The 25,563-nt window shown below is 65.7% G+C and carries 20 protein-coding genes and 3 pseudogenes; 11 read left to right on the top strand and 12 right to left on the bottom strand.

The genetic code is table 11. The features are described from left to right. Positions 1–220 precede the first annotated feature (220 nt). The 7 genes from eccCa to JOF45_RS10170 form a co-directional block, all read right to left on the bottom strand. A complete protein-coding gene (gene eccCa / locus JOF45_RS10200; RefSeq protein WP_210049543.1) occupies positions 221–4,234 on the bottom strand; it encodes a type VII secretion protein EccCa in 4,014 nt (1,337 codons plus the stop codon). Then, complete coding sequence (locus tag JOF45_RS10195; protein ID WP_210049541.1) at positions 4,231–5,175, bottom strand: MinD/ParA family ATP-binding protein; 945 nt, start codon at positions 5,173–5,175, stop codon at positions 4,231–4,233. The genes eccCa and JOF45_RS10195 overlap by 4 nt, the downstream gene beginning before the upstream one ends. After that, positions 5,175–6,488 (bottom strand): type VII secretion integral membrane protein EccD, encoded by a 1,314-nt coding sequence (gene eccD / locus JOF45_RS10190; RefSeq protein WP_210049539.1) that lies wholly within the window; start codon positions 6,486–6,488, stop codon positions 5,175–5,177. The genes JOF45_RS10195 and eccD overlap by 1 nt, the downstream gene beginning before the upstream one ends. Further along, positions 6,485–6,832, bottom strand: a complete 348-nt coding sequence (locus JOF45_RS10185) for a hypothetical protein (RefSeq protein WP_210049537.1) — start codon at positions 6,830–6,832, stop codon at positions 6,485–6,487. Before JOF45_RS10185 ends, eccD begins: the two co-directional genes overlap by 4 nt. Beyond that, complete coding sequence (locus tag JOF45_RS13645) at positions 6,822–9,197, bottom strand: nucleotide-binding protein (protein WP_342591462.1); 2,376 nt, start codon at positions 9,195–9,197, stop codon at positions 6,822–6,824. Before JOF45_RS13645 ends, JOF45_RS10185 begins: the two co-directional genes overlap by 11 nt. A gap of 120 nt (positions 9,198–9,317) precedes the next feature. Continuing rightward, the gene (locus JOF45_RS10175; protein WP_210049534.1) at positions 9,318–11,168 is read right to left on the bottom strand and encodes a putative sodium/potassium/calcium exchanger; all 1,851 of its coding nucleotides are present in this window, start codon (positions 11,166–11,168) and stop codon (positions 9,318–9,320) included. Between the two features lie 79 nt (positions 11,169–11,247). Further along, on the bottom strand, positions 11,248–12,873 hold the full coding sequence (locus JOF45_RS10170; protein ID WP_210049532.1) for a PQQ-binding-like beta-propeller repeat protein: 1,626 nt from the start codon (positions 12,871–12,873) through the stop codon (positions 11,248–11,250). Between the two features lie 344 nt (positions 12,874–13,217). Between JOF45_RS10170 and JOF45_RS10165 the strand changes: the two genes are divergently transcribed. The 5 genes from JOF45_RS10165 (at position 13,218) to JOF45_RS10145 (ending at position 17,043) form a co-directional block, all read left to right on the top strand. Beyond that, positions 13,218–13,544, top strand: a complete 327-nt coding sequence (locus tag JOF45_RS10165) for a hypothetical protein (protein ID WP_188682434.1) — start codon at positions 13,218–13,220, stop codon at positions 13,542–13,544. A 23-nt stretch (positions 13,545–13,567) separates the two neighbouring features. Further along, positions 13,568–13,876 carry a pore-forming ESAT-6 family protein gene (locus JOF45_RS10160; RefSeq protein ID WP_210049530.1) on the top strand — a complete coding sequence of 103 codons (309 nt, stop codon included), beginning with the start codon at positions 13,568–13,570 and terminating at the stop codon, positions 13,874–13,876. Between the two features lie 105 nt (positions 13,877–13,981). Next, positions 13,982–14,326: a hypothetical protein gene (locus tag JOF45_RS10155; RefSeq protein WP_210049528.1), complete on the top strand. Its 345-nt coding sequence runs from the start codon at positions 13,982–13,984 to the stop codon at positions 14,324–14,326. Beyond that, on the top strand, positions 14,326–16,416 hold the full coding sequence (locus JOF45_RS10150; RefSeq protein ID WP_210049526.1) for an alpha/beta hydrolase: 2,091 nt from the start codon (positions 14,326–14,328) through the stop codon (positions 16,414–16,416). The genes JOF45_RS10155 and JOF45_RS10150 overlap by 1 nt, the downstream gene beginning before the upstream one ends. Positions 16,417–16,533: 117 nt before the next feature. Then, positions 16,534–17,043 (top strand): hypothetical protein, encoded by a 510-nt coding sequence (locus JOF45_RS10145; RefSeq protein WP_210049524.1) that lies wholly within the window; start codon positions 16,534–16,536, stop codon positions 17,041–17,043. A gap of 38 nt (positions 17,044–17,081) precedes the next feature. On the opposite strand, the gene JOF45_RS10140 is transcribed toward JOF45_RS10145, so the two are convergent. Next, positions 17,082–17,636 (bottom strand): hypothetical protein, encoded by a 555-nt coding sequence (locus JOF45_RS10140; protein ID WP_210049522.1) that lies wholly within the window; start codon positions 17,634–17,636, stop codon positions 17,082–17,084. Here JOF45_RS10140 and JOF45_RS10135 point away from each other — a divergent pair. Next, entirely contained in the window at positions 17,630–18,088 is a 459-nt protein-coding gene (locus JOF45_RS10135; RefSeq protein ID WP_210049519.1) for a hypothetical protein, read from the top strand. The genes JOF45_RS10140 and JOF45_RS10135 overlap by 7 nt on opposite strands. Here the strand turns inward: JOF45_RS10135 and JOF45_RS10130 are convergent. Continuing rightward, a pseudogene (locus JOF45_RS10130) lies at positions 18,068–18,400 on the bottom strand (transposase); the annotation flags it as partial. The gene JOF45_RS10135 and the pseudogene JOF45_RS10130 sit on opposite strands and share 21 nt — an antisense overlap. A 47-nt stretch (positions 18,401–18,447) precedes the next feature. Here JOF45_RS10130 and JOF45_RS10125 point away from each other — a divergent pair. After that, positions 18,448–19,634: pseudogene (locus tag JOF45_RS10125) on the top strand (IS3 family transposase). Positions 19,635–19,673: 39 nt separating this feature from the next. On the opposite strand, the pseudogene JOF45_RS10120 reads toward JOF45_RS10125, so the two are convergent. Continuing rightward, positions 19,674–19,997 (bottom strand): annotated as a pseudogene (locus JOF45_RS10120) (transposase family protein); the annotation flags it as partial. 394 nt (positions 19,998–20,391) lie between these two features. Then, positions 20,392–21,351 (bottom strand): AEC family transporter, encoded by a 960-nt coding sequence (locus JOF45_RS10115; protein WP_210049517.1) that lies wholly within the window; start codon positions 21,349–21,351, stop codon positions 20,392–20,394. A 218-nt stretch (positions 21,352–21,569) separates the two neighbouring features. On the opposite strand from JOF45_RS10115, the gene JOF45_RS10110 reads away from it, so the two are divergent. The 3 genes from JOF45_RS10110 (at position 21,570) to phnE (ending at position 24,276) form a co-directional block, all read left to right on the top strand. After that, positions 21,570–22,523, top strand: coding sequence for a PhnD/SsuA/transferrin family substrate-binding protein (locus JOF45_RS10110; protein ID WP_210049515.1), 954 nt, complete (start codon positions 21,570–21,572; stop codon positions 22,521–22,523). A gap of 111 nt (positions 22,524–22,634) precedes the next feature. Further along, on the top strand, positions 22,635–23,408 hold the full coding sequence (phnC, locus tag JOF45_RS10105) for a phosphonate ABC transporter ATP-binding protein (protein WP_210049514.1): 774 nt from the start codon (positions 22,635–22,637) through the stop codon (positions 23,406–23,408). After that, positions 23,398–24,276, top strand: coding sequence for a phosphonate ABC transporter, permease protein PhnE (gene phnE, locus JOF45_RS10100; RefSeq protein WP_210049512.1), 879 nt, complete (start codon positions 23,398–23,400; stop codon positions 24,274–24,276). The genes phnC and phnE overlap by 11 nt, the downstream gene beginning before the upstream one ends. Positions 24,277–24,390: 114 nt before the next feature. Here phnE and JOF45_RS10095 read toward each other — a convergent pair whose 3' ends face one another. Further along, the gene (locus tag JOF45_RS10095) at positions 24,391–24,834 is read right to left on the bottom strand and encodes an SseB family protein (protein WP_210049510.1); all 444 of its coding nucleotides are present in this window, start codon (positions 24,832–24,834) and stop codon (positions 24,391–24,393) included. Between the two features lie 122 nt (positions 24,835–24,956). Here JOF45_RS10095 and dcd point away from each other — a divergent pair, with 122 nt between their 5' ends. Next, entirely contained in the window at positions 24,957–25,538 is a 582-nt protein-coding gene (gene dcd, locus JOF45_RS10090) for a dCTP deaminase (RefSeq protein ID WP_210049508.1), read from the top strand. The last annotated feature ends 25 nt before the right edge of the window (positions 25,539–25,563 follow it).

The following is a 25,563-nucleotide window of genomic DNA, read 5'->3' as shown; positions in this document are numbered from 1 at the left end:
AGGTGATCTTTGGCGTGCCCCGGGGGTTCTCCCAGCCTCGCTCCGCACCCACCGCACGGCACCGTACCCATCCCACCGCACCCCCGTTTTACCAAGGCAGATTCAGATTACCCCTGCGGATCCGCAGGGGTATTTTGAGAAGTGGTTGGTAAAACGCGGGTGAGGGTACGACGCCGGCGGCTCATCTCAGGCACGCACGGTCACCTCACCTGACCGCACATCAGGCATCGATGTGCCGGGCCGGAGCCCCCTCGGAGAGGTAGGTCTGCACGTAGCGCGGTCTGCGGCCCTGGCGCATGAGCTTGCCGCGACCCGGGCCCATGAGCTCAGGCCGGACGCGGCCCACCACGGGCCCTTCAGAGGGATCGCCGGAGAGCATCAGCGAGGGCGCGCCCACCGCACGCACCGCCTCGGAGAGCGGGTCATGCATGATCCCGGAGTACCGGCGGGCCAGCACCACGTGGAACTTGATGTCCGGGGCGCTGGGCACATGCTGCATCAGCGGCTCCAGCGGGCGCGGCATCGCGGCGTTGAGGATGTCGTAGTCATCGACGATCAGGAAGGTGTGGGGCTCCCCGGCCAGGTCCTCGGCCGACATGGTCCGCCGCTCGGCCAGTCGTGCCGCCAGCCCGCCGCGGATGCGCTCGTACATCTCCTGGTTGTTCGCATAGCCGCCCACGAACTCTTCCGGGGCCACATCGGCCAGCAGCCGGCGCGGGTCGAAGATCGCCAGCTTCATATCCGCCGGATCGTACTGCTGCATCAGCTGGACCACGATCGACTCCAGCACCGAGGTGCGTCCGGTCTGGGTGTCGCCGTAGATGATCAGGCCCTGGTCGCGGCCGGTGAGCGCCAGCTCCTCGGGCCGCAGGTCGCCGTCGCGCAGTCCCAGGGAGACCGTGCCGGGATTCTTCGGCACCTCCATCGCAGTGTGCTCCACCAGCTGGGGCAACACGCGGACCTGCCGGACCGGGGTCTCGCCGAAGTCCAGGCTGTTGACCAGCGTGGTCTGCTCGGCGGCGGTGCCCATGGCGTCCTGCTCCAGGCTGGGCAGCGCGAAGTGCCCGATCAGCTTGTCCTGAGTCAGCGCGCGCCCGGGCCGGTCGCCGGTGATCTGCTCGGCCTTCTTGCGGTCGATCTGCGAGTCGCGCGGCTCGTTGAGCGCGAACTCGATGGAGTTGCCGAAGGCGGCCTGCTCATCGGCGCGCAGATCTCCGGGACGGTTCACGGTGACGATCACATGCACGCCCATGGCGGCGCCGCGGCTGAGGATGTCCTTCATCCCGGCCTCCAGCGGTTCGCGCTCATCGCGGGTGCGGATGAACCCGTCCACCAGCAGCACCACGTCGCAGCCCAGATCCGTGGTGATCTCCTCGGTGCCGCGCGCCCGGCGCACCTCGGCGAAGCTGTCCCAGCCGTGCCGGGCCATGAGCGCCTCGCGCTCATCGAGCATCTGCTGGATCTCCTCCACGGTCCGCCGCGCCTTCTCGGCCTCCTTGCGGCTCGCGACGCCGCCCACATGTGGCAGGTTCTCCAGCGGCTTCAGCGCGGAGCCGGTCAGGTCTATCCCGTAGATCGCCACCTCGGACGGCGTGCAGCAGAGCGCCAGTCCAGTACCGATGCTGCGCAGTGCGGTGGAGCGTCCGCTCTGCGGTCCGCCCTGCATGCTGATGTGTCCGCCGCGGCTGGTCAGGTCCAGGTGCCACGGGCCCTGCCACTGGTGGGCCGGGTCGTCCAGGACGCCGACCACCGGTCCCAGCGGACCCTTTCCGGGCAGCGCCGGGCCGGTCTCGCGCTGTTCGAGCTCATAGCCGAGCTGGGCGAAGCTCATCCAGTCCGGCAACGGCGGCAGCCACACCGGGGAGACTGCACTGGGGATCGGGGCCATCTCGCCGACCATCGTGTCCACCATCATCGGCTCGTCCAGCTCGGGCACTGGCGGGGCCGGATCGTTCTCCGGCTCCTTCTCAACACTTCCCGACGCCGGATCAGCAGCTCCCGACGCCGGCTCGGCAGCCTCACCAGAACCATCCTCAGACCCAGCGCCGTCCCCGACCAGGATCGACTTTCCGGACCCGGCGAACAGCCCGAAGGACTCCACGCGGATCTGGTCGGCCTCCAGCTCCTCGGCCTCACCCTCGATGTCGTCGTCGGAGGGTGGCATGGGCCCGGAGACGTAGGAGGCGCGGAACTTCCTGAACACGGTGGTGTCCACCTTCAGGTAGCCCCAACCGGGCTGGGAGGGCAGGTTGAAGGCCTCGGGACGGTTGATCGCGGTCCGGGACTCCATCTCGGAGAAGGTGCGCAGCGCGATCCGGTAGGACAGGTGGTTCTCCAGCCCGCGCAGGGTACCGGCCTCCAGGCGCTGGGAGGAGAGCAGCAGGTGCACGCCCAGGGAGCGTCCGGTGCGACCGATCTGCTGGAACAGATCGTTGAAGTCGTTATAGGCGGCCATGAGCTCACCGAACTCGTCGATGCACACGAACAGATGCGGCATGGGTTCGCCCTCGATCTGCCCTGCCTTGTGCAGCCTGCGGTACTCGGTGATATTGGCCAGGTTCCCGGCCTCCTTCAGCCGCTCCTGGCGCCGCATCAGCTCACCCTGGAGGCTGTCGTGCATACGGGCCACCATGGCGGTGTCATCGGCCAGGTTGGTGATCACACCGGAGGTCTGCGGGGCGTCTTTGAAGGGCGCGAAGGTGGCGCCGCCCTTGAAGTCCACCAGGATGCAGGTCAGGTCCTCGGGGCCGTGCGTGGCCATCAGTGCGAGCACCAGGGTGCGCAGCAGCTCGGACTTTCCGGAGCCGGTCGCACCCACGCAGAGCCCGTGGGGTCCCATACCGCCCTGGGCGGACTCCTTCAGGTCCAGGTGGACCGGGGCCTGATCGTCGTCCACGCCCAGCGGGACCCGCAGGAAGTCGGCGGTGCCGCGCTTGCCCCACACCGAGGTCAGCTCCTTCTGGGTGAAGCCGGGGACGCCCCAGGACGAGGAGAGGCTCTGGATACGCTTATGCTCCGAGTGCTCGTGGCTGTCGGCGGAGAGCCGCAGCGGGGCCAGCTGCCGGGCGATGGACTCGGCGTAGTCGGTGCTGACCGTATCCAACACGCCCTCGCGGAGTGCGCCCTGGTACCAGGCGCGGATGGACCCGTCCTCGGCCCGGACCCGCATGTCCACCCGCTCGGGCTCCAGCTCCTGGGAGGCCAGCAGGTGCATATGGGTGGTGTGCAGGCCGCCCAGATCCGCCGGGGCATCCTCCCACACCGAGTGCGCCTCGCGGCTGGGCTGGTCGCTGATGATCAGCAGCCGGGAGTGGGCGTCGGCGGGGATCTTGGTATAGGACTGTTGGGATTCGATGACGGTCTGCATCCGCCGCTCCCGCTCCGGGGCCAGGGTCTGGACCAGGGAGGAGTAGGTGGTGAAGGTCAGCGGCGCGTCCTTGCCCTGGGCGTGGGGCAGCCACTTCACCCAGTCCCAGTCCTGCTGGTGGGCCCGATCGGTCAGGACCACCACCATCAGGTCCTCGGGGGAGTGGGTGGTGCACAGCTGCAGCAACATGTTCCGCACGGTCAGCAGCTGGGACTCGCGGTCACCCAGGCAGCTGATCACTCCGGCGTTCCGCAGCGGCAGCAGGAAGGGCATGTTCGGGATGGAGCCGAAGCGCTCCTTGAGCAGATGCGCCTCATTGAGCATGAAGGCGTCTGGGGCCTCCACCTGGTCGGCGTCGCCCTGGATCCGGAAGTCGCTGATCGGCAGCGGGGCGGTGCCCACCCGCGGGGCGTAGGCGTCCTGGGACGCGCGCCGGCGTTCCCAGAGCCGCAGCGGGTCCATGATGATCCGGTGCAGCTGCTGGGCGTCGGGATAGGCGTGGTGGTGCTCGGCGCGCAGCCGCTCCTCATCGGCCTCCATGGAGGTCCGTTGCCGCTTGAGGTAGTCCATGTACTGCTTGCGCTGGTTCTGCCGGTTCCGCGCGGACTTGCCGCGCTGGGAGACCATCATCGCGATGCCGGCGATCACCGTGGTGACCATCATGATCGCCCCGATGCCGGCCATGGAGGAGCCGCGGAACATGGTCATCACCGTGACCGAGGCGGCCGCGCCCAGCATGGGGATCAGCATGATCACGTTCATGCCGGTGTTCCCGGAGAGGGCGGGCGGCTCGGCCACCGTATGTCCCGGAGGCATATTCGGCGGGGTGGTGCTGCGGGCCGGGCGGTGGATGACCTGTCTGGTCACAGCACCGCCTCCGCGGCACGGCCGGTCAGCCTGAGCAGGGCGGTGCGGCTGCGGCGTCGCAGCTTCTCGGCCCGGCACTCACCGTCCAGGGCGGCCCGCGGATCCCAGGGCATGGTCACGGTATGACCGCCGAGCTGACGCCGCCGGGTGGAGTTCTTCGACAGCAGCTTCAGCACCGGGGTGCGTGGCTGCAGATGATCGGCCAGATGTGCATCCGGCTCCTCCTGGGGCTCCTGACGTCCCGGTGCGGAGACTGAGATGACGGTGTGGCAGTGCCCGGCGGCCTTGGCTGCGTTCGGGGTCATATATCCGCTGCCCAGATCGATCACGGTGAAGGGCACCGAACGCGACAGCGTCCCCATCAGTCGGCGCCAGTGATCCTCCTTCAACCGCTGGTCAGGACCCAGGCTCAGGCAGCTGACGCCGCCCTGGTCCAGGCCCAGGATCTCCCGGGCGCGCTCGGGGTTGCTGTTGGGCGGCAGCTTCAGCAGCTGGGTGAGCACCTTGCCCAGGGAGCGGTCCTCAGCGCCCAGACGTTGGGCGGCGGTGGAGCGATGGGCTGCCAGGTCCAGGATCAGCACCGGCTCGGCGCGCACTGAGGAGAGCGCCTGGGCCAGCAACGTGGCGGCCGTGGTGGTCCCGACGCCGCCGTGGAGCCCGTGCAGCCCCACCCGGCGTCCGCTCACGGCGGGTTTCCGGATGGTCTCCCAGTGGGTCTGCAGCTCCCGGGAGAGCTTGGATCCGCTGAGGAACTCGTAGATCTCATGGGTCAGCCGCTGAGGAGACAGCGTGCGGTGCACCGGTGCCGCCGCCGGTGTCGGGGCGGGCTCCGGGGGCTGGGCAGGTGAGGGGTCGGCGTCGGGCGCTGTGTCTGTGGCGCTGCCGAAGCCCATCAGTGCGCGGGCGGAGCCGGAGGAGGGTGGCCTGTGCTGGTCAGTCATCAGAAGGTGTCCAAGAGGTCGCCGTAGAGTCCGGTCATGCCCAGGGCCAGGGGCACGCTGGCCAGCGCGCAGAGCAGCTCCACGCGGCGCACCCAGATGCGGAACTGCGCACCCTGGGTGGCCTTCCAGCTCACAGAGGTCAGCAGCAGCACGACGCCGGCCAGTCCGACCAACGCTGCCAGGGCCCAGTGATGGTGGTCCCCGCTCAGCTCGGCGGAAGTGATGCCCAGCACTGCACCCACTGCGGCGAAGCTGATCGCCAGGCGTTCGGGCAGCATCGGCACGCTCTGGGCGCGCAGGGCCAGGGCCACGGTCAGCACCAGGCACAGCGGGAAGGTCCAGATGCGCTGCTCGGTGTCATGGGCGAGCACCGCCGCACTGACGCCGATGGCCGGGGCCATGACCAGGTAGATTCCGGCCACGCTGCCGTGGGCGCGCAGCAGGGCCTGGCCGGCCTCGGCCATGGAGATGCGCTCGCCGCTGCGCTTGGAGGTGTCCAGCGAGTCGATCCCGGAGAGCCCCACGGCCATCCGGGGCGCCGAACCCATCAGGTAGAGGGCCACCACTCCGATGATCCCCGCCGAGAGCATGGTGGAGACTCCGGAGGTGTGCAGCAGATGGATCGAGCCCAGCAGGGCCAGCAGCAGCGATCCGGTGACGATGTTCGGGCGGGCCAGGTGCCCGGCCACCGCCGCGCCGAGGAAGGCGGCGGCCAGTACGACGCCGGCGATCAGCGAGCCCTCCCAGGCTCCAAGGGTGTCGAAGCTCAGGGCGCCGCCGATGATGACTGCGCTGCCCAGCAGGTACAGGGAGATGGTGGGGAAGGCCCGGCCCAGCATGATGCCGCCGGCGGCCAGCAGTGCGGCGGCCACACCCACGCCGATGGTCTCGTTGCGGGTCTCTGAGTGGTGGATGCTCATCAGCCCGCCCACGGTCAGCAGCACGGCGGCGCAGAGGGCGGACACCCAACCGCGGTGGCGCTCCCAGGCCAACGGGTGGGAGTCGCGGTCCGAGGCCACCACCGTGGTGACGTCGTAGACCTCTGGGGGAGGGGAGACGGCCTCGGTCTCCTGAAGGTAGAGCACGGAGCCGTCGCGCAGCTTGGCCTGGTGGGGCGAGGCGTCCATGTCCAGCTCTTCGCTGGACTCGGTGACCAGGGTGAAGCGGCGCTGGCTCTCAGCGGGGATCTCCAGCAGCTCCAGCACAGTGGGGAAGACGTCCACCAGGGGAGCGGCGGTGGGGACGCGCAGATCGGCCCGGCGGTCCTCGGCGACCACACGGATATGGGACATGGAGACATGGATCTCGCTCACCGAAGGCCTCCTTCCGCAGCGGGTGCAGTGGTCAGGCGTGCGGGGGAGTGGGGCGCGGGGAGCGCAGCTGCGGCGCCGGCGTCGTCGTCCACCACGACGACGGCGGCAGGGTTCTCCCGCTGCTCGCGCTCCTGCTGGCGCTGTTCGAGCATGTTCATGATGAAGGAGGCTCCCACGCAGCCGGCGGCGATCAGCGCCGCGATCAGGATGCTGAACATGAGCCGGACCGTATTGGTCCGGTGCATCTGCTCATGCGGGTTGGTCCCGTAGACGAAAGCATCGGTCAGGCGCTGCCGGCGGACCTTCTCCGACTCCAGGAGCCGTACATCATGTTCAAGCTCCATGCCGTTCACCGTCCCGGCTGGGGTAGCCGTCCACGATGGCCGCGGCGATCTCGCGGTAGGCCTTCAGCGTGGCCGGCTTCAGCTGGTCGACCCGGACGCTGTCGCCGTCCGCCACGGCCGGGTCATGCGGGACCACGTAGAGCCCGCGGCAGAGGCCGGCGAGGATCTCGTTGATCTTCTCCGGGATGACCCGGTCGGAGACAGTGTCCTTATCGGTGATCACGATGATCGCCTCATCGGCCAGGTGGCTGTAGCCCTGGTCGTCCAGCCAGGTGAGCACGCGGCGGGCGCGCTCGGCTCCGGAGATGGCGTAGCCGGCGGCGATGACGATGTTGTCGGCGCGCTCCAGCACCGCCTCCATGGCCGGGTGAGAGACGCCGGTGCCGCAGTCTGTTAGGGTGACCGCGAAGTACTGGCTGAGCAGGTCCTGGACCCGGCGGTACTCCTGAGCGGTGAGCGAGTCGGAGAGCTCGGGGTCCTGCTCACCGGCCAGGACGTAGAGCCGGTCGGAGATCTCCAGGTAGTTCTGCAGCCCGGTGAGGCTGTTGATCTGGTCTGCGTCATTGACCACGTCGGAGATGGTCAGCCCGGTGCGGTTGTGCAGCTCGGCCTCACCCAGGGCGCGCTCCACGAGGTCGCCGCTGTCCGGGTTGGCGTCCACGGCGCAGACCATGTCACCGCGGTGCTCGGCCAGCGCGTGGCCCACGCCCACTGTGGTGGAGGTCTTCCCGATTCCGCCCTTCAGGGACAGGACGGCGGTGTTGTGGCTGCCTGTCAGGCGGTGGCGGATGCGCTGGGCGCGGGCCTGCTGCTCGCGCTCCTCGGCGGAGGGGCCGGCCTTGTTGAGCCCGAGGGTGAGCACCTCGACGGTCTTGGCCCAGGTCCCCGGGCTGGGTTCGCGCTCCTGCTCCAGGAAGTTCTCCTGCTCGGCGCGCAGCCGGCGCTCGCGGCGGCTGGGCTCCATGTCCAGCTCCGGCTCCTGGCCGTAGGCGTCCAGCGGGGGACCGGCCATCGGCTGGACGGGCAGGGGCTCCTCGGCGGTCGGGAAGGTGAAGTCGGCCGGTGGGAGGTTCTGGGCAGGGGTGGGATAGGTGGATTCGCGGGCCGGGTTGTGGAGTTCCGGGGTGTGCTGTTCTTGAGCGGGGGCCGGGGCCCCGGGGGTGGGTGAGGTCTCCAGATCAGGGCCCGACGCCGCAGGCTGCGGTTCTGCAGCGCGGTGCGGGTCCTGCTGGGCGTGAGGTTCTGAGGAGAACGGTTCCTGCTGAGTCTGCGGTTCGGGGAGGTCCTCGCCCTGCGGTGCGGCAGGGGCCGGCGCGGTCTGCCCTGTCTGCTGGGTGACCTGGTCGGTGAACTGCGTGGTGGGGTCCTGCTCCGCAGCGGCAGCCGGCTCGGCAGGGGAGGGAGCGGCAGGTGCCTGCTCGCCGCGATCCTCCTGCGGCTGGGTGTGCTGCAGGTCTTCGGGAAGCGGAGTCTCTGCAGAGGCCGTCGGCCCAGCGGCCTCAGCGGGGGCCGGGTCTGCAGGGCTGTCCTGGTGCTCAGCCCGCGACTGCTCTGCGGCAGAGGTCTGTTCGGAGGCAGAGCTCTGATCAGCCTCCGGAGTGTGTCCTGCTGCGAATGTCTGCTCAGTGTCAGCTGCCCGGGCAGGCGACGGTGACGGAGCGGAAGCCTCCTGCTCAGCAGGCTGCTGTGCAGGGGTCTCCGAAGAGACCTGGTCAGCGCTCTGCGCGGCCTCAGTTGCTTCGGGTTCCGCAGCGTCCTCAGCCTCGGCGGGCTGGTCGGAGCTGGTGGGGAGGGCGGCCTCGGCGGAGAACTGCTCCTCCGAATCGGCCGCGGCCGAGGCATGTTCCACGACTTGCGGCTCGTCCTGTTCAGCCGCATGCTGCTCAGCGCCGTCCTGTTCAGCCGGGTGCTGATCAGCAGAGCGCTGGTCTGCCTCAGGCTGGGCAGGCTCGAACGGCGGAGGTGCCGGCGGAGCGGAAGGCTGCCGGTCGGCGTCGTGGGCTGGTTCCTGTGGTGCCCGGGCAGATGACGGCTGCTGGGCAGACGGCTGCGGCGCCGTGCTGTGCTGCGCGGGCCGCTGCGTCTGCTGGTGCTGACTCTGCTGCTGGGCCTGCTGATTGTGGGCAGGCTGCTGGTGGGTGCGCACCTCGCCGTTGGGCATCACCGTGAAGAACGTGGACTCGCCGCTGGGGTCGTCGATGGCCTGGACCGATACAGGCGTCCCGCTGCCATGGGCCTGATGGATCAGGATGTTCAGGCAGTATTCATAGGGGTCCGTGACGCCCTCAGGCATCTGGACAGTCTGGCCGTCGAGGGTCAGCACCCCATCTGCGGTGAACCTGACAGTCCGTTCGGCGACGCTCACAAACACGATCCTCTCAGGGCCCAGAGAGTGTCTGGGCCCACCCGTTCTCCAGAAAATTCCCGGCCACCATTATGCCCAGGCACCACAAGACCGAAAGCGGCCTGCGGGAGTCAGCGCGGTTCAGCTCCCAGCGCGGCCTGCCATGCGGCCGAAGTACCAGATCAGGAACCCGCCGACCAGCGTGGCTCCTGCAGCGATGGCCACGGTCAGACCGACATTGCTGGAGGTACGCTCCCAGCCGGACATGGCCTCGGCGTCCTCCTCGGCCAGCTCGGACTGCTCATCGCGCTCGGCGGGAGCGGAGTTCTCGGCCTCGTCATCCTCCAGCGGCTCGTTCGCCGGGGACTCGTTCTGGTCCTCGTCATCCTCTTCCTGCTGAGCGGCGTCCTGCTGGCCGCCCTCGAGGGGATCGTTGGGCTCCAGACCCATATCGGTCATGCCGTCCTGGCCGGAGGCCAGGGCGTCGTCGCCGAGCTCATCCTCACCGGGCTCCAGGGCCTCCGCCGGGGCATCGCCCTCCAGGCCGCCCTGTCCGGGACGCTCGTCCTCGAGGCCCTCACCTGCGGCGGGGTCCTCACCTGTGGCCGGGTCCTGGGTGGCTGCATCCTCAGCGTCCGGGTCCTGGCCGGGCTCGAGCGCCTCGGGGTCCTCGGAGGCATCCAGGTCAGAGGGTGCCTCGCCGGGCTCAGTGGGAACGGAGTCCTCCTGCTCAGGGGTGTCCTGGGCAGCATCCTCCTCGTCCTCGTCATCCTCCTCGGGCACGGACGGGGTCTCCTCCTGGCCGGGAGCCTCCTGCTCAGGATGCTCCTGGCCGGGGGTCTCCTGACCCGGATCCTGCTCGCCCGGCTGCTGGCCGGGGTACTCCTCGTCAGGCAGCTCCTGGTCATCATCGCCGGGGTAGCCGCCTTCCTGGTCACCCGGGTCCTGGTCGTCCTGACCGTCGTCCTCAGGGTGCTCGTCCTCCTGGCCGCCCTGGCCCGGGTGCTCATCATGGTCGCCCTGGTCCGGGTGCTCGCCGTCCTCATGCGGGGGCTCACCCTGGCCGGGGCCCTCGTCCTCCGAGCCCTCGTCGTCACTCTCGTCCTCGTCCTCAGGCTCCGGGACGGTGAAGTCACCGTAGTCGAACGGCATCGAGGAGCTCGTCACGGCCACGCTGTAGTCGCCGGGCTCCAGGCCGAAGTGCTCGACGAAGTCCACGGAGAGCTCGCCGTTCTCGACGAAGAAGGTGTCGCCGTAAGGCGTGCCGTCGGGACCGATGATGCTCACACTGTACGGTGTGCCGTCCTCCGCCTCATCCACGGAGAAGCCGGTGTGGTCCTCGGTGAAGTCGACCTGGCCGGAACCGGTGCCCAGGTCGGCCCAGTTCTCGCGGTCCTCAGCGAAGAGGTCGCCCATATTGCTGTAGAAGAACGCCCAGTCCTCATCGTCGAAGTAGTCGAAGGACTCCGGCAGCTCGCTCCAGAGGCTCTCCTCGTCGTCGGAGTCCTCATCCTCAGACTCATCATCAGAGTCCTCTTCCTCGTCCTCCTCGGGACGCTCCTCCTCATCCTGCTCAGGAGCCTCGTCCTCGGGAGCGTCGTCCTCAGGGGTTTCGTCCTCGGGAGCACCGTCTTCCGGCGCCTCCTCCTCGGGTTGCTGCTCTTCCTCCGGAGCTTCCTCAGCGTCCTCGTCCTGGGCACCCTCCTCTGCGGCCTCTTCGCCCTCGGAGTCCTCGGGGGCCTCATCCTTTGGGGTGCCCTCTTCCGATGTGCCCTCCTCAGGTGCCTCGTCTGCGGACTCGTCCTGCTCGGCGTCGTCGGCCTGGTCGTCATCGGACTGGGCGGACTGCTCCTCGTCGCGGGGCTCGATCTCGGCCTGCTCGATCTCCTCGGCCTCTTCGGGATTGCCCACGGCTGCGGACATCGACAGCGGGAAGGTCATCCCTGCGACTACGGCTGCGGCAAGAGCGCGGCGGCGATGAGTCTCATTCATCCTGGTCTGTTCCTTCGTGGTCGTGGGTACGGATGTGGTCTGTACGGTTGTCTGTTGTGTGCTGGGCAGCTGCTGCGGCTCAGTCGCCGCTCAGCGCTGCCAAGGTCCCATCGGGACGGCGGATCAGGGCGATCCCGTCCTCCGAGTAGCCGGTGACCCGGTCCGACTCGTAGTGCTGCGTGCCGTCCAGGACAAAGCTGCGGCTGCCCTCGGACTCGGCCAGAGCGGCAGGGCCCAGCGCACCGGTGAAGGTGGCGTCCGGGTGCCGGGCGGTCAGCTCGCCGGTCTCCAGGCTGAAGGCGTAGGGGCCGGTCACGGCCAGCTGCATGCCGCGGCCCACCTGCCAGGCCTCAGGCTCATCCGGGGCGGCCACAGCGGAGGTCACCGTGCCCGGCTCCTCCTCCAGGCTGTGGACCACCAGGTACTCCTCGTCGTCCACCTCCCAGAGGCTGAGCGAATGGCCGGTGCCCACGCTGAGGTGGCGCAGGAAGGAGGCGCCGTCGGTGGGTGCCTGCAGCAGCTCCTCGGAGGCCGGCGGGGAGTCCTCATCGGCGGTCACCGGCAGCAGGGCCACCCGGGGTTCGCCCGGGATGACCTGGATGAGGCTGTCGTCGATGGCCCCGGAGATATAGGAGGGGTTGCCCTCGGTCTCCACGGGGTCCTCCTCCCCGATGATCAGGGCGGAGGTGTCACCGTCCTCGGTGGTGAGCATGGGGGTGGTGCCCGGCGCGCGGACCACTTCGCCCTCCTCCAGATCCCAGCTCTGGTCATCACCCTCGGCGGTGACGGCCACGAACTGGTCCTGGGTGAAGACCCCCGCTGCGGGGGTGTCCTCGTGGAGGAACTCCACCACGTGCTGGACCTCGCCCTCCACCGGGATGCGGGCGATCTCGTCCCCGATCTCGGTGTCCAGCAGGACGACCTCGCCCTCCTCACCGTCGATGACGACGGCGCCGGCCGCGAACCAGTAGGCAGGGTCTTCGGTGCTGAGGCTGTGGGTCCACAGCTCCTCAGTATGAGCATCGGTCAGAGAGGTCTCAGCGGGGTTCAGCGCTGGGGCCGAGGCGATCCAGTTCTCCTGCTCGGAGGCAGGCTCGCTGGCCTCATCCCCGCCGAAGGGCCAGGCCCACAGCCCGGCGCCCAGCGCGATGGCCAGCACCGTTCCGGCGGCCACGGCTCCGGCCACAGGGAACTTCCGGCGCCGGGTGGAGCGCTCCGCGCGGGAGGAACGACGTCGGCCGCGCACCGCAGTGTCAGCCAGGGAGGGTGCCGCATGGTCGCGCGGCGGTCCGGGCTGCTGGTATGGAGGCTGGTGAGGCGCCTGCTGGGGCTGGTGCGGGCCCGGCTGCGGCTGATGAGGGGCAGGCTGGGCCTGCGGCGGGTAGGGCTGCCCCTGGTGGGGCGGCTGAGCCTGTGGAGCCGGCTGGCCCGGCTGCTGCCGGGGTGATTTGTGGGCGGGCTGAGCGGTCAGCGGCGTGGACTCGGCGCGACGTGCGCGGCGGCGCTGCTGATGCTCGGGGGAGAGGTCGGCGTCGGCGTCGGGCTGCCGGGCCTGCTGAGGCTCCTGCTGCTGTGGTGCTGGCGTCTGCTCCGGCGGGATCTGGGCAGGGGAGGTGGAGGAGGTCTCCTGGGGGCGGATCACCGCGTCGTTGAAGCTGGCAGAAGCGTCGCGACGCCGGCGACGCTGTGAGTGTTCAGACGTCATCCGTTGCTGTTCCCTGCATGGCATGCTCAGTAAAGCCGTTCGCCGGATCAGGGTAGCCATAAGGACAGCATGGGTGCGAACTGAGGGAGGCCGGATGAACTTATTGTGTTGCCGAGATGAATGTCGCGTTGCAGGCACCCCATGAAGCTGAACGCTAGCTGGCATTGAAGTGGGAATTCGCTCAGGATGCTGTTCTCGGCTTGACTTGACTGCTGCAAAGTCTGGGAGGGTGGTGCACGCGATGCTGGTCAGGTGTCTGTCTCTGAGTCGACCTGATGGGTGTTGCCAGGAGGCGAGCAGTCGATATCCGAAGGGAGCGTGCCGCTATGGGCGGAGTGTTTGATATGGGGGCTGAGACCCTCTCAAGTCTGACCAAGCAGACCTCGCATGAGCAGCAGGATCTGGGTCAGCTGGTCCGGGAGTTCGTGTCTGCGGTCGAGCCGCTGGAGGGTGTCTTCCAGGGTTCTGGTCGGGCGAAGTTCGATGAGTTCAAGCTGCGGGCTGATGAGGTCGCCAATGAGCTCAATCGTGGGCTGGGTCAGATTGTGGAGGGTCAGGGCGGTATGGACCTGGCGTTTCAGACTGGGGATCAGGAGCTGGCTGATAACTCCTCGGGTGCACAGTCGATGGCGCAGTTCGGTGCAGCCAACTTCGGTAAGGCAGTCGGCTGAGCGCCGCTGGGAAGGATTGAGAGATGCCTAATGTGAACCGTATTTCCTATGACACCAACGTCTCTGCTGACGTTGAGGGCAACATCAACAAGATCGCTGGTCAGCTGCAGGCCCAGATCGGTGCTCGCCGCACTCAGGTCGAGCAGGCGATGAGTGATTTCCAGGCAGACGGGGTGGACGAGGAGTACCGCACGATTGAGACTTCGTGGAATCAGGCTGCGGATGAGGTTGAGGCCATCATCCGGTTGGTGAAGGACACGTTGGAGAAGAATGACACCAGTGCTGAGACTGCTCGGTCGCAGGCGCTGAACGCGGTCTCGGGGATCCGCTGAGCAGAGGCAGAGGCAGAGGCAGCATCGGCAGGGGCGCGTCCGCGCTGTAGGTGAGGGCGCGCCCCTGCAATCTCTTCGAAGGACAGAGGAAACAGACGGAACGGTATGACCAGCTTTGATCTGGACGTCGACGGCGTTCTTGAAGTCTTGGAGAAGGTCTGGCCTGAGGCAGACACGATGTCTGAGAAGGGCAGTCAGGCCACGACGAACGGTAATGCCATTGAGGGTCAGTGCGGGACTGCTGCTGATGTGGCGGCAGCATTCTCGGCCCTGTGGTCGTCGCGGTCTGAGGTGGGGACCAGGGCGGCCGATTACGCCCAGGCGTGCGCTGATGCGGTGGGGATGGCCTCTGCTGCAATTTCTGATCAGGACGATCTGATGGACGATAACGCGGGTATGGCACTTTCGTCGGTTGATCCGGTCCAACAGCCGCTGAAGGTGCATGTCTGATGCATGATGCAGGAGCTCCCACCCTTTCGATTCTCACGCCGATCGAAGTCGATGTGCCGTGGGATGAGTTGGATTCCTCAGCTTCTGGGTTGAAGACCAACTCTTCCGATGTGGAGGCTTCGATGTCTGACGTCGGGACCTCCTGGGGAGGCTTGCAGGCTGCTTATAAGCAACCCGCATCCCAGGAGACTGTATGGTCGGCAATGGACGAAGTGCCCGGTGTGGTCCAGGACTGGGCCGACACGATGGACTCGGCTGGCAACATTATTCAGGACTTCGTCACCGAAGGGCGTCCGCTTCAAGAGACAGCGGAATCCCTGCGTACTCAAGCTTGGCTCCTGGAAGCACGCCTGGCAATCTCAAGGATCGATATCTTCGGCCTTATCAGCGACGATGAGACTGACGAGGACTCCCAGCTCAGGCAAGACATCAACCAGCACAACCAGGACGTGTTGAACTTCAACTCGGACTGGCGATCGCTTGAGAACCGAATCTCCGGACGTCTCGTGGCGCTGCACGGCGCATCTGGAAGAGATTGGGAGATCCCGAGGGTCTATGCGGACGGGTCCGCACGGCCTGGAGCACCAGGTGGTGGGTTCGCAGACTCGTTCGACTTGGGGCAGATCGCTCTTGCTGCAGGCGATTCCCCAAGCGAGGCAGTGGAAGAAGCTGAAGAGCTCTATGGGGACGCAATGGCTGAGGGCGCCACAGGAGAAGATCAACAGCAGTTCCTCGATCAGATTGCCGACATGAGCGCTGAGGAAATTGAGGAGTTCGCTGAGCGAAATGAAGACGCCAATCTTCACAATCTGCCTGCGCCGTCCTCAGAAGCAGATCTTCAGGAGTGGCCTGATGGCGCCTATGGCGTTGCCTGGTGGGATGGCATGAGCGAAGCGCAACAGGCCGCTCTTATCGCAAGTCTTCCGCTCATTACTGGGAATGTTCAAGGTGTCCCGAGTCGGAAACGTAATGAAGCGAACTTGAATGCTCTGGATAAAATTAGAGAGTCAGGCGTGCACGATGAGTATGCCGAAAATCTGGAGTCTATTGAAGACGCGGCCTTGGAGCAGGAAGGCCAAGGAGAGCGTTTCCTTCTCTCTCTGGACGTTGGAACACCGCATGAGAGTAGGCAGCCCCTTGCCGAGATATCCATCGGTAACCCGGACGTACATACGGAGGTCACCTACAGTACTCCGGGTATGAATAGCGGGACCCATAATATGGATACTGAGACTGATAACGCCCAGAGAATGTATGACAATACTTCAAATCAGGCAGTCGTTGCTTGGATGGGCTATGAGCCTCCCACTACCGATGAGACTATCCCTGAAAGCGTCCAGGAAGACTTCATGGACAGCGAAGGAAATGTTGATTGGGAGAATATTACCTGGGAGGACATTCAGAACCTTCAAGAACATCTTGAGGATGCTCATGATGGATTGATGAGTCAGGATGGTTCGGTCATGAATGATGTACGCGCCGATGAAGGCGGCTATCGATTCGCCTACGCGATTGACAGTCGTATCGACTCAAAGGAGGCGCGTGCTGAACACATGGACACAAATGTAGAAAGCGAAATCGACGTCAACATCGTTGCCCACTCGTATGGCACAAATATGACAGCTCATGCCTTGACGAGAACCGATCATGATGTGGATTCTGTTGTTTTCATGGGGTCATCAGGCATTCCAGAGGATGTGGCTTCTTCTGCCGATGAACTCAACATCGCGATGACTGGTCAAGGTGAGCCTGCGCTGTTTGTTGCTGAAGCGGCAGATGATGAATGGGCGCACCTGGGGCAGGGGCAGCCGTTCGGGATTCCGCTAGACAATTTGCTTAACACCCCCCGCATCGATCCGACGGATGACAGCTTCGGTGGCTATGTGTTCACGGCTGATGTTCCGGATCAACTATTCGGAGGGTTCCTTCAGGACCCGCCTGAGTACGAATCAGTTACTGGCCACAGCCGTTACTATGGGGATGGCGAAGACATGGGATACTTGGAGGAGGATACTCTAGCCTTCGAAACAATCCGCCTCATCTTGGACGGTGAGTGGGATTCCGTTGAGTTTGAAAGCGTTCCCCAATAGTAAATGGATGGTGGGGCAATGGCTACGAGGTCAAGCCTTGGCGTAGTCGTCATAATGGTGGGTGCGCTCATGTTGGGTGCATGTGCCGATACTGGATCAGTGCAAGAGGGTGATGACGTGAGCGTCGATTTGGGGGCCGGGGAATCCCGGCAGGAACAGATCAGCGAAATTGAAGTAATTGTCGGCCTCTTGGGGCAGCATATGGGTGAAGATCCTGTGCTTCGCGATGATAGTGCGAACGAATGGACTCCCGAGTATCACGAGGAGAACCGGCGTCCGACAGCAGACTGTTCAGACGATAATTCCTATCGAAATCGTGTTATTTTCGACTACCCGGGCCTAGATTCTCAGGAGGCCTACGCGGCAGCGGAGCGTATTTCAGGGGAGATTGGCTTTACAGCAAACGACGACCTCAATGACGATGGTTCCGCTGGGTCGCGAATGATTTTCGGAGCACGCGGCGAAGGGGGTCGGAGTTTGGTTGTGCGCGAGAAGAGCGGCGATTCTGGCTTGATCGAAGTTGTTTACAACACTCGTTGTTCCACCCATGAGTCTCATGATGAGGCGATGGAAAAGTTCCGTGAACAGGCGCGTGAGGAGCGCCGGAGGGAGCGTGAGGGTTCCTAAGGATCCCGCACGTTCGAGTGAGACTGGCGTCGCGGTTGTTAGCGTGCGCCGACCAGGAGCCTGGAGCGCCTGATGGGAATGTCGATCTGGGGCCCGGCGAAAGCCGGGAGGAGCAGATCGAGGAGATCGGCGTCGTCGTCGGGCTCTTGGAGGACCATATCGGAGACGGAATGGTTCTGCGGGCGGAATCCGCCGATGAGTGGAGTCCTGAGTATTACGTGGAATACCGCGGGCCCACTGCCGACTGTTCTGGTGAGGACGAATGCCGAAACGAAGTCTTCTTCACTCACCCGGAGATCGACGTCGGGGAAGCCTATTCTGTGGCCGAGCGCATTGGGGATGAACTTGGCTTCGCGCCGAACGGGGAAGTGAACCGGCAGAGCGAGGACAGCGCCCAGGGCATCATGTAGGCGGCACGCGCTGAGGACGGCCGGGTGTTCGTCGTAGGCGAGGCCCCTTCTGAAGAAGAGAACGTGCAGATCATCTGTAAGACTCGCTGCACGGAGCATGCGTCGAACCACGAAGCCATCGAGGAGTTCAGGGAAGAGGCGAGGGAAGAACGACGGCGAGAGCGGGCGGCGCAGTGATGTCACTGAAGTCCAAGGGTATGAGTGGGGTGGCTGCCGCGGGGCTGGTGTTCCTCGTCGGCTGCGGTGCGGCGGAGGAGACGCCGTCCGCCGAGGAGCTCTACTGTGATGATGGTTGGTGCGACTTCGACAAGATCGAAGGCTCATACGATCGGAGCTCGCACCGTTCTCTGTACTGCTTTGTTGAAGAGGCTCGCGCGACCGTTGAGCGAGACAGCGTCGATGTGGACCAGCTCGTGGAGGACCTCCCTGACTGGGGCGAAGGAGAGGACGGCTCCGGAGTTCCAGTGATTCTGGATGTAGCGACAACGCCTCCGAACGAAGCGTACGAGCGGACGCTCCGAATCGATGATGCTCTGGAGGAGCAGGGAACGTACGTGGACCGTCGGAACACGGTTCAGTGCATGGAGGAAGTCGACCAGGAGATGATTGAGGGCTCATCGCAGATGAGGGTGTAGCAACGGTCTGAAGCCTCCAGTGTCTAGCAGCGATCTCGCGATGTAGTGGGCGAGATTTCTGAACCCCAGTGCAGTGCCGCGCAGGTGCTCGAGCCTGCCGTTGATCGCTTCTGTAGGCCCGTTAGAAGTGCCAGGCCTCTCGAAGTAAGCCAGGATGTCCGCAGCCCGGCGATTGAAGGTCCTCCCCAGGCTGATCAACTCCTGCAATCGGCGGGGCACCGCCCGGCGCAGTGAAGCGATGACAGCCTCGAGCTGTTTCTTGCCCTCGCTCTTCGAAGGGTTGCGGTAAGCGGCCACGAGGGTCTGCTGAAGGTTCGGTTGACTTCAAGACTGCTTAGAAAGCAGGAAGGATGGAAGTCATGCCGAAAGTCGTCTACACCGAGGAGTTTCGCCGGACCGCCGTGGAGCTGGTTGCTGGCGGGATGAGCCAGAAGCAGGTCTGCGCGGATATGGGCTGCTCGAAATCTGCGCTGCAGTCCTGGGTCCGGGCCGCGAAGCTCGAAGAGCACGGGATCGAGCCGGCTAAGGATGCTGAGGAGCCTCGGGAACAGGCGAAGATGCTGCGCCGGATCCGTGAGCTGGAGCAGGAGAACAAGGTCCTGCGCGAAGCTGCGGCGTATCTCTCCCAGGCGAATTTGAAGCTGGGTGGGGCCTCCCCAAAATGATGTTCCCGCTGGTCCGTGACCTTGCCGCCGCCGGGGTGCCGGTGGCGGTGACCTGCCGGGTTCTGGGTTTCACCAAGCAAGCGTTCTACAAATGGGCAGCAGCCCCGATTTCTCAGCGGGATTGGGAGGAGGCCCACCTGCTCAACGCCGCAATCGATGTTCATGCTGATGACCCGGAGTTCGGGCACCGGTTCATCGCTGATGAGCTCGCCGCCGCCGGGTACCGGGCCTCTGAGCGGCGGGTGTGGCGGCTGTGCTCACAGCAGCAGATCTTCTCCGCCACTCAGCGCAAGGGCAGGAAGAATCACAAGAAGCCAGGCCCGCCAGTCTGTGATGACCTGCTGGCCCGGGATTTCACCGCCACCAGGTCGAATCAGAAATGGCTGGTGGACATCACCGAGCACCGTACCGGTGAGGGCAAGCTCTACTTATGTGCGATCAAGGATGTCTTCAGCAACCGGATCGTAGGCTATGCGATCGATTCCAGGATGAAATCACGGCTGGCTGTGGCCGCCCTGCATGATGCGGTTTCCCGCCGCGGAGGCCTCTCCCAGGTGGCCGGATGCATTGTCCATTCGGATAGAGGGTCGCAATTTCGTTCACGGAAATTCCAGCGGGCGCTGAAGGGATACAAGCTGGCTGGGTCCATGGGACGGGTCGGGGCTGCTGGGGATAACGCGGCGATGGAGAGCTTCTTCTCGACGTTGCAGAAGAACGTGCTCAACAGGCAGTCCTGGGCCACCAGGGATCAGTTGCGAGCCCGGATCATTCACTGGATCGAAGCGACCTATCATCGCCGCCGCCGACAGCGGAGGCTGGGTAAGCTGACTCCGGTCGAATACGAGACCGTTCACAAGGATGCCGTCGCCCTGGCGGCATAAGCCCGACGGTCAACCGAACCTTCAGCAGACCCGCGCGTGGCGGCTGAGTTTCGCTCGTGGTGCCGCGGTGCAGCTGGTGTCTTGGCGCCAGACTCGGGCGCAGTCAGCGCACCGGTATCGGCGCACTCGAACCACGAGTGTGGTGGGACGCCAGCCCAAGGGCACGTGCGCCAACTGGCGCACGACGGTGCCGATGGAGACGCCCTCGGCGCCGCAGTGCCGGCACCATGGGTCGTCTTCGCGGACGCGGCATTCCAACACGGCTCGGTGTTCTTCGAGGCGTTGGCCGGTGATGGTGAGTCCGAGCTGGTCGACCAGGCAGAAACTATCGATGTCAGGGGTGGTGAAAGTAGGCTTGGCCACGTCGAGGTCTTTCTAGATGGGCAGTGTGAGAACTTCCATCTTCGGAAGGCCTCGACGTCTATCTGCACACCGCCACGCCACTACTTCCCCGCAATTGCTACACCCTCAAACGCGAAGAGCCCGATAACGGAGCATTGCCTGGACACGGTCAGCCAGGAGGTCATCCAAGAGTCAGAAGGCCTGTACGAGGGTCCGGCTGACTAGATTTCGGGGCGTGCAGGACTGACCGGTGCCACGTCCCAGCCGAGCCGTCGGCGTCGTCAGCTCATCTGTCACCGCTCTATCGACTCATCACCGTGAAATTACCCGGTGATATGTCGATAAGCCGGTGACAAACCGGCCGCCGCGCCCGCAACCGCGCCCGCCGCCGCGCCCACGCGCACCCGCACCACCACTACACTCCTAGCAGCACCGCTACAACGATCATCGCGGGGATCGCGAGAACCGTGGTGATCAGCACGGTATCGCGGACCATCGGCTCACCGGTCTGATACCGCACCGCGGTCACCAGCACGTTCTGAGCCGTGGGCAGCGAGGCCATCACAACCGCCGCATACAGCGCCAGCCCGTCCAGCCCGAACAGGAACGCCGCCACCGTCCAGGCCAGCAGCGGGTGCAGGATCAGCTTCACGATCACCGCCAGCAGCACATCCCTGCGTTGGCCGGAGGACTTATCCAGCGGTCGGTTCCCCACCAGGGACAGCCCGAAGGAGATCAGCAGCAGCGGGATCGCCGCCCCGGAGAGGATTTCGATCGAATTGTGGATCGGCTCCGGGAAGCTCCACTCCTGCCAGGAGAACAGCAGGCCCAGCAGCGCCCCGATGATCACCGGATTGCCCGCCGTCTGCGCCACCCGCCGCAGAGCAGAGGTCTTCGCGCCAGGTGCGGCGTCGGCGTCGTGCTCCTTCACGGTGGACTGATCCAGCGTGGCCACCAGCACCGGCAGATAGATCGCCAGCTGGAACACCATCACCGGGGCGGCCAGCGCCACATCGCCCAACACATACGCCGCGATGGGGAAGCCCAGATTGGCCGCATTCACCTGCGAGGCGCCCTGCCCGCCCACCATCAGCTCGGAGAAGCTGCGCCGCCGGAACAGCAGCCGCGCCAGCACCATATAGAGGAAGAGCATGGTGAACGCGCTGATCCCCGCGATCAGGAACGCCGGCCCCAGCACATCGCGCACGTCGGCCGCGGAGATCGTCACGAACAGCAGGCAGGGGGAGGCCACGAAGAAGACCACGCGGCTGAGCACGATCCGCGCATCGGTGCCCAACACCCGGAAGCGGCCCAGCAGGTAGCCCACCGCGATGATGATCCAGATGACGCTGAACCCGGAGAGCACCGCCCCCATAGAAATGCCTCCTCACAACTGTGGAACCCGGCCCGTCTCACATCCCTGACGCTGCGACCGCGGGCACCACCCTACTCCTGCCGGGCTGACCTGGGGCTCACGCGGGGTCACCGGGAGTTCGGCTGCGGTTCATCCTGCTGAAGCCGAATGGTCACGTCGAACGAGAAGAGTGGACAGCTGTCACTCACATCACCATTCCTTGAGGGGGAATCTGACCTATGCGCTTCCACGCAGCCCGCAGCAGGACTATGGCCGGAATGGCCGCCGTCTCACTGCTCGCACTGGCCGCCTGCGGCGACGACGCCGACGCCACCGCCGCCGACGGTGAGGGCCAGGAGGTCTGTGGAACAGACCAGCTGCGCTTCTCCGACACCGGCGTGGAGGGCCTGGAGGTCCTGCAGCTGGAGTTCGAAGACTTCCGCGTCGCCCTGGAGGAGGCCACCGGCCTGGAGATCGAGTTCCAGCCCATGTCCTCCCGCACCGCTGCGGCCACAGCGCTGGAATACGACGACCTTGACGTCCTGCTCACCGGCCCCGCCGAGTACGTGGTCCTGCAGGCCGAGGCCGATGCCGTCTCCCTGGTGGGCGTGACCCGCGAGAACTACCGGCCCGCCATCTTTGTGCGCGCCGACTCCGACATCGAGTCCGTGGAGGACCTCGAGAGCGGCCAGATGATCACCGAGGAGGTCGGCTCCACCGCCGGCCACCTCGGCCCGCTGGAGATGCTCGACTCTGCCGGACTGGACCCCGACGCCGGCGACGTGGAGATCACCCCGCTCTCCGACACCCACATCGAGGCTTTCGCAGCCGGCGACGGCGACGCCCTGGGCACCGGAATCGACGATCAGGAGACCATCGACGAGATCGCCGGCGAGGGCGAGGTCGAGGTCCTGGAGGAGGGCCCGGACCTGCCCAACGATCTCTTCGTCGCCCGCGAGGGGCTCGGCCAGGAGTGCGCCGACTTCCTCGAGGAGCAGCTCATCGACAACCAGGACGTGCTGCTGGAGGCCATCGTCTCCACCGGGGAGAACGACAAGTACATGAACTCCGAGTTCGTCGACGCCGAGGACTCCGACTACGACCCGGTCCGCCGCGCCTTCGAGGCCGCCGGCTTCGAGGACTACGCCGAGATGCCGGACGAGGACGAGGAAGACGCCGAGGACGACGAATGATCCATCCGCAGTCACCGTTGTGTGGGCACTTTGTGGCGCTCTCAGCGCCGAGACGCTCTCCAGAGCACCTCAAAGTGCCCACACAACAGCCTCGGCAGAGGAGGTCTGATCATGCATGATCCCGTGATCCGAGTTCAGGGCCTCAGCAAGGAGTTCCCCAACGGCACTCAGGCGCTCGCCGGCGTGGACCTTCAGGTCTCCGCTGGTGAGACTGTGGTGCTGCTGGGGGCCAACGGCTCCGGGAAGTCCACTCTGCAGAAGTGCCTGACCAAACTGGTCCGCCCGACGTCGGGGACGGTGGAGGTCCTGGGCACCGACGTCTGCACCGCCCGCAAGCGTGAGATCAGCGCCCTGCGCAAGGATGTGGGCGTGGTCTTCCAGAAGATCAACCTGGTGCGCGAGCTCAGCGTGCTCACCAACGTCATCCACGGCTCTCTGGGCCGGGTGAGGTCCTCTCGGAACTGGTTCGCCTCCAGTGCGCGCGGCGAACAGCGCGAGGAGGCCATGGAGGCTCTGGAGCGGGTGGGCCTGGCCCATGTGGCCGGGCGCCGGGCCGAGCAGCTCTCCGGCGGACAGCAGCAGCGGGTGGCCATCGCCCGGATGCTTATGCAGCAGCCGCGTGTGGTCCTGGCCGATGAGCCCGTGGCGGCCTTGGACCCGCGGGCCGGCCGTGCCGTGATGGATCTGCTCTGGGAGGTCACCGAGGAGCAGGGCCTGACCATGATCTGCACACTGCACCAGCTGGGGCTCGCCCGCGACTACGGCAGCCGCCTGGTCGCCCTGCGTGAGGGTCGGATCGACATGGACACCTATATGTCCCGTGTGGCGGATGATGAGCTCGAAGGGCTCTATACCGCCGAGGACGAGGTGATGTATGCCCACTGAGCAGACCTCCGCCTCAGCACAGACCCAGCGCTCAGCACCGGCCCAGTCCTCAGCAGAGCGCCTCTCTGCGCCGCCGCGGCTGCAGCCTCCCCGCGGCAGCACTGTGGTCATCGTGGCGATCATCCTGGGCCTGGCTCTGCATGGGCTCTATCGGATGGACATCGACTATGCCCGGCTGCTGCGCGGCCCGGAGAACATCTGGGACTTCATCACCGGGGCGATCCCGCCGAACACCGAACGGTTCCCCACCCTGGCTGAGGCCATGCTGGAGACTGTGGAGATCGCGCTGATCGGCACTGTGATCGGCGTCGTGCTCTCGGTTCCCGCGGCTCTGCTGGCCGCGCAGAACACGACGCCGTTCCTGCCGCTGGCCTATCTCATGCGGTTTGTGCTGACCACGCTGCGCGCGATTCCGGACCTGGTGTGGGCACTGATCTTTGTGATGGCCGTGGGCCTGGGCCCGTTGGCCGGCATCCTGGCCATCACTGTGGATGTGCTGGGCTTCGCCGGACGGTTCTTCGCCGAACGCATCGAAGAGGTCGAACGCGGCCCCATCGATGCTCTGCGCTCCACCGGAGCCGGAGGGGTCGCCGTCGTCGTGGACGCGGTGCTGCCGGCGGCGTTCGCCTCCTTCACCGCAACCAGCCTCTACTGCGTGGAGAAGTCCATCCGCGGGGCCACCGTGCTGGGCATGGTCGGAGCCGGCGGGATCGGCGGGGAGCTGACCACCGCCTTCAACGTCAGGCAGTTCGACACGGCCTTCCTGATCATCCTGATGATCCTGGCCGTGGTGCTGCTGGCCGAACAGCTCTCCTCTACGGTGCGGCGCAGGATGCTGGGCGCGGACCAGCTGACCCGCGCGGTCTGAGAGCTCCCCTTAAGGCGATTTAATGCGATTCGAGCGGGGTTTCTGCCCTTTTGGCCCGATATCCGGCGTCAAAAGGGCAGAAACCCCGCTCGAATCGCATGGAGAGAGGGGGAGTTACTCCTGCTCAGCCTCAGCGGCTGCTTCCAGGAAGTCGGTGCGGATGCGCTCCACTCCCTCGGCGGAGATCTGGAAGCCGTGCTCGGCGCCCGGATCGATGATCACGCCGACGCCGGTGATCGACTGCACCACGGCCACACCCGGGGCGTCGACAGCGTGCGGAGCCTGCTCCAGGTACTCGGCCGGGAACTGCTCCTGGGTGCTGAACAGCGCGATCAGCGGGTTGCCCTCCTGATCCTGGACGGTCAGAGGGTTCACGGTGCTGCTCTCATCGCTGACCTCATTGGGGGTCAGGAAGAAGACAGTGTTGGTCAGGAATGCGCGCACCACATCTGCGGGCTGGGCCTGGCCGTCCTTGCCGGCGATCAGGACCTGCTCCAGGGAGGGAAGCTCTTCGGCCTGCGGGGTCTCTTCGGACTGCGGGGTCTGGTTCTCAGTCATTACTCCACGCGATCACGTCTGCACCGCAGAACGCAATACGAGCAGACCGGACTCGGCCCTCAGCGGAAAATATCCGCACCCCGCGGCGTGGGGACCGGTCATGATGCAATATCGTGGAGCTCGTGCTGCTTTCAGACAGAGACATCCGTGCAGAGCTCGACGCCGGCCGCATTCAGCTGGACCCGTTCGACCCGTCCATGGTCCAGCCCTCCTCGGTGGACGTGCGCCTGGAGAGGATGTTCCGGCTCTTCGACAACCACAAATACGCCCATATCGACCCCTCAGTGGAGCAGCCTGATCTGACCCGCCTGGTGGAGGTGGACCCGGAGGAGCCGTTCGTGCTCCACCCCGGAGAGCTCGTACTGGGGGCCACCTATGAACAGGTCACCCTGCCTGACGACGTCGCCGCCCGCCTGGAGGGCAAGTCGTCCCTGGGCCGTCTGGGGCTGCTGACCCACTCCACCGCCGGGTTCATCGATCCGGGCTTCTCCGGGCAGGTCACCCTGGAGCTGTCGAACATGGCCACGCTGCCCATCAAGCTGTGGCCCGGCTCCAAGATCGGCCAGCTGTGCTTCTTCCGGCTCAGCTCGGCCGCAGAATACGGCTACGGCTCCGCGACGCATCAGTCGCGGTATCAGGGCCAGCGGGGCCCGACGGCGTCGCGCTCCCACGAGAACTTCCACCGCACCATCATCGAAGAGTGACGCGGGGGCGCGGGCCTCGGCCGAG

This window comes from Nesterenkonia lacusekhoensis (assembly GCF_017876395.1).
Taxonomy (GTDB): domain Bacteria; phylum Actinomycetota; class Actinomycetes; order Actinomycetales; family Micrococcaceae; genus Nesterenkonia; species Nesterenkonia lacusekhoensis.
Note: the sequence above shows the minus strand (reverse complement) of the source record. Positions and strands in the feature narration are given on the sequence as shown.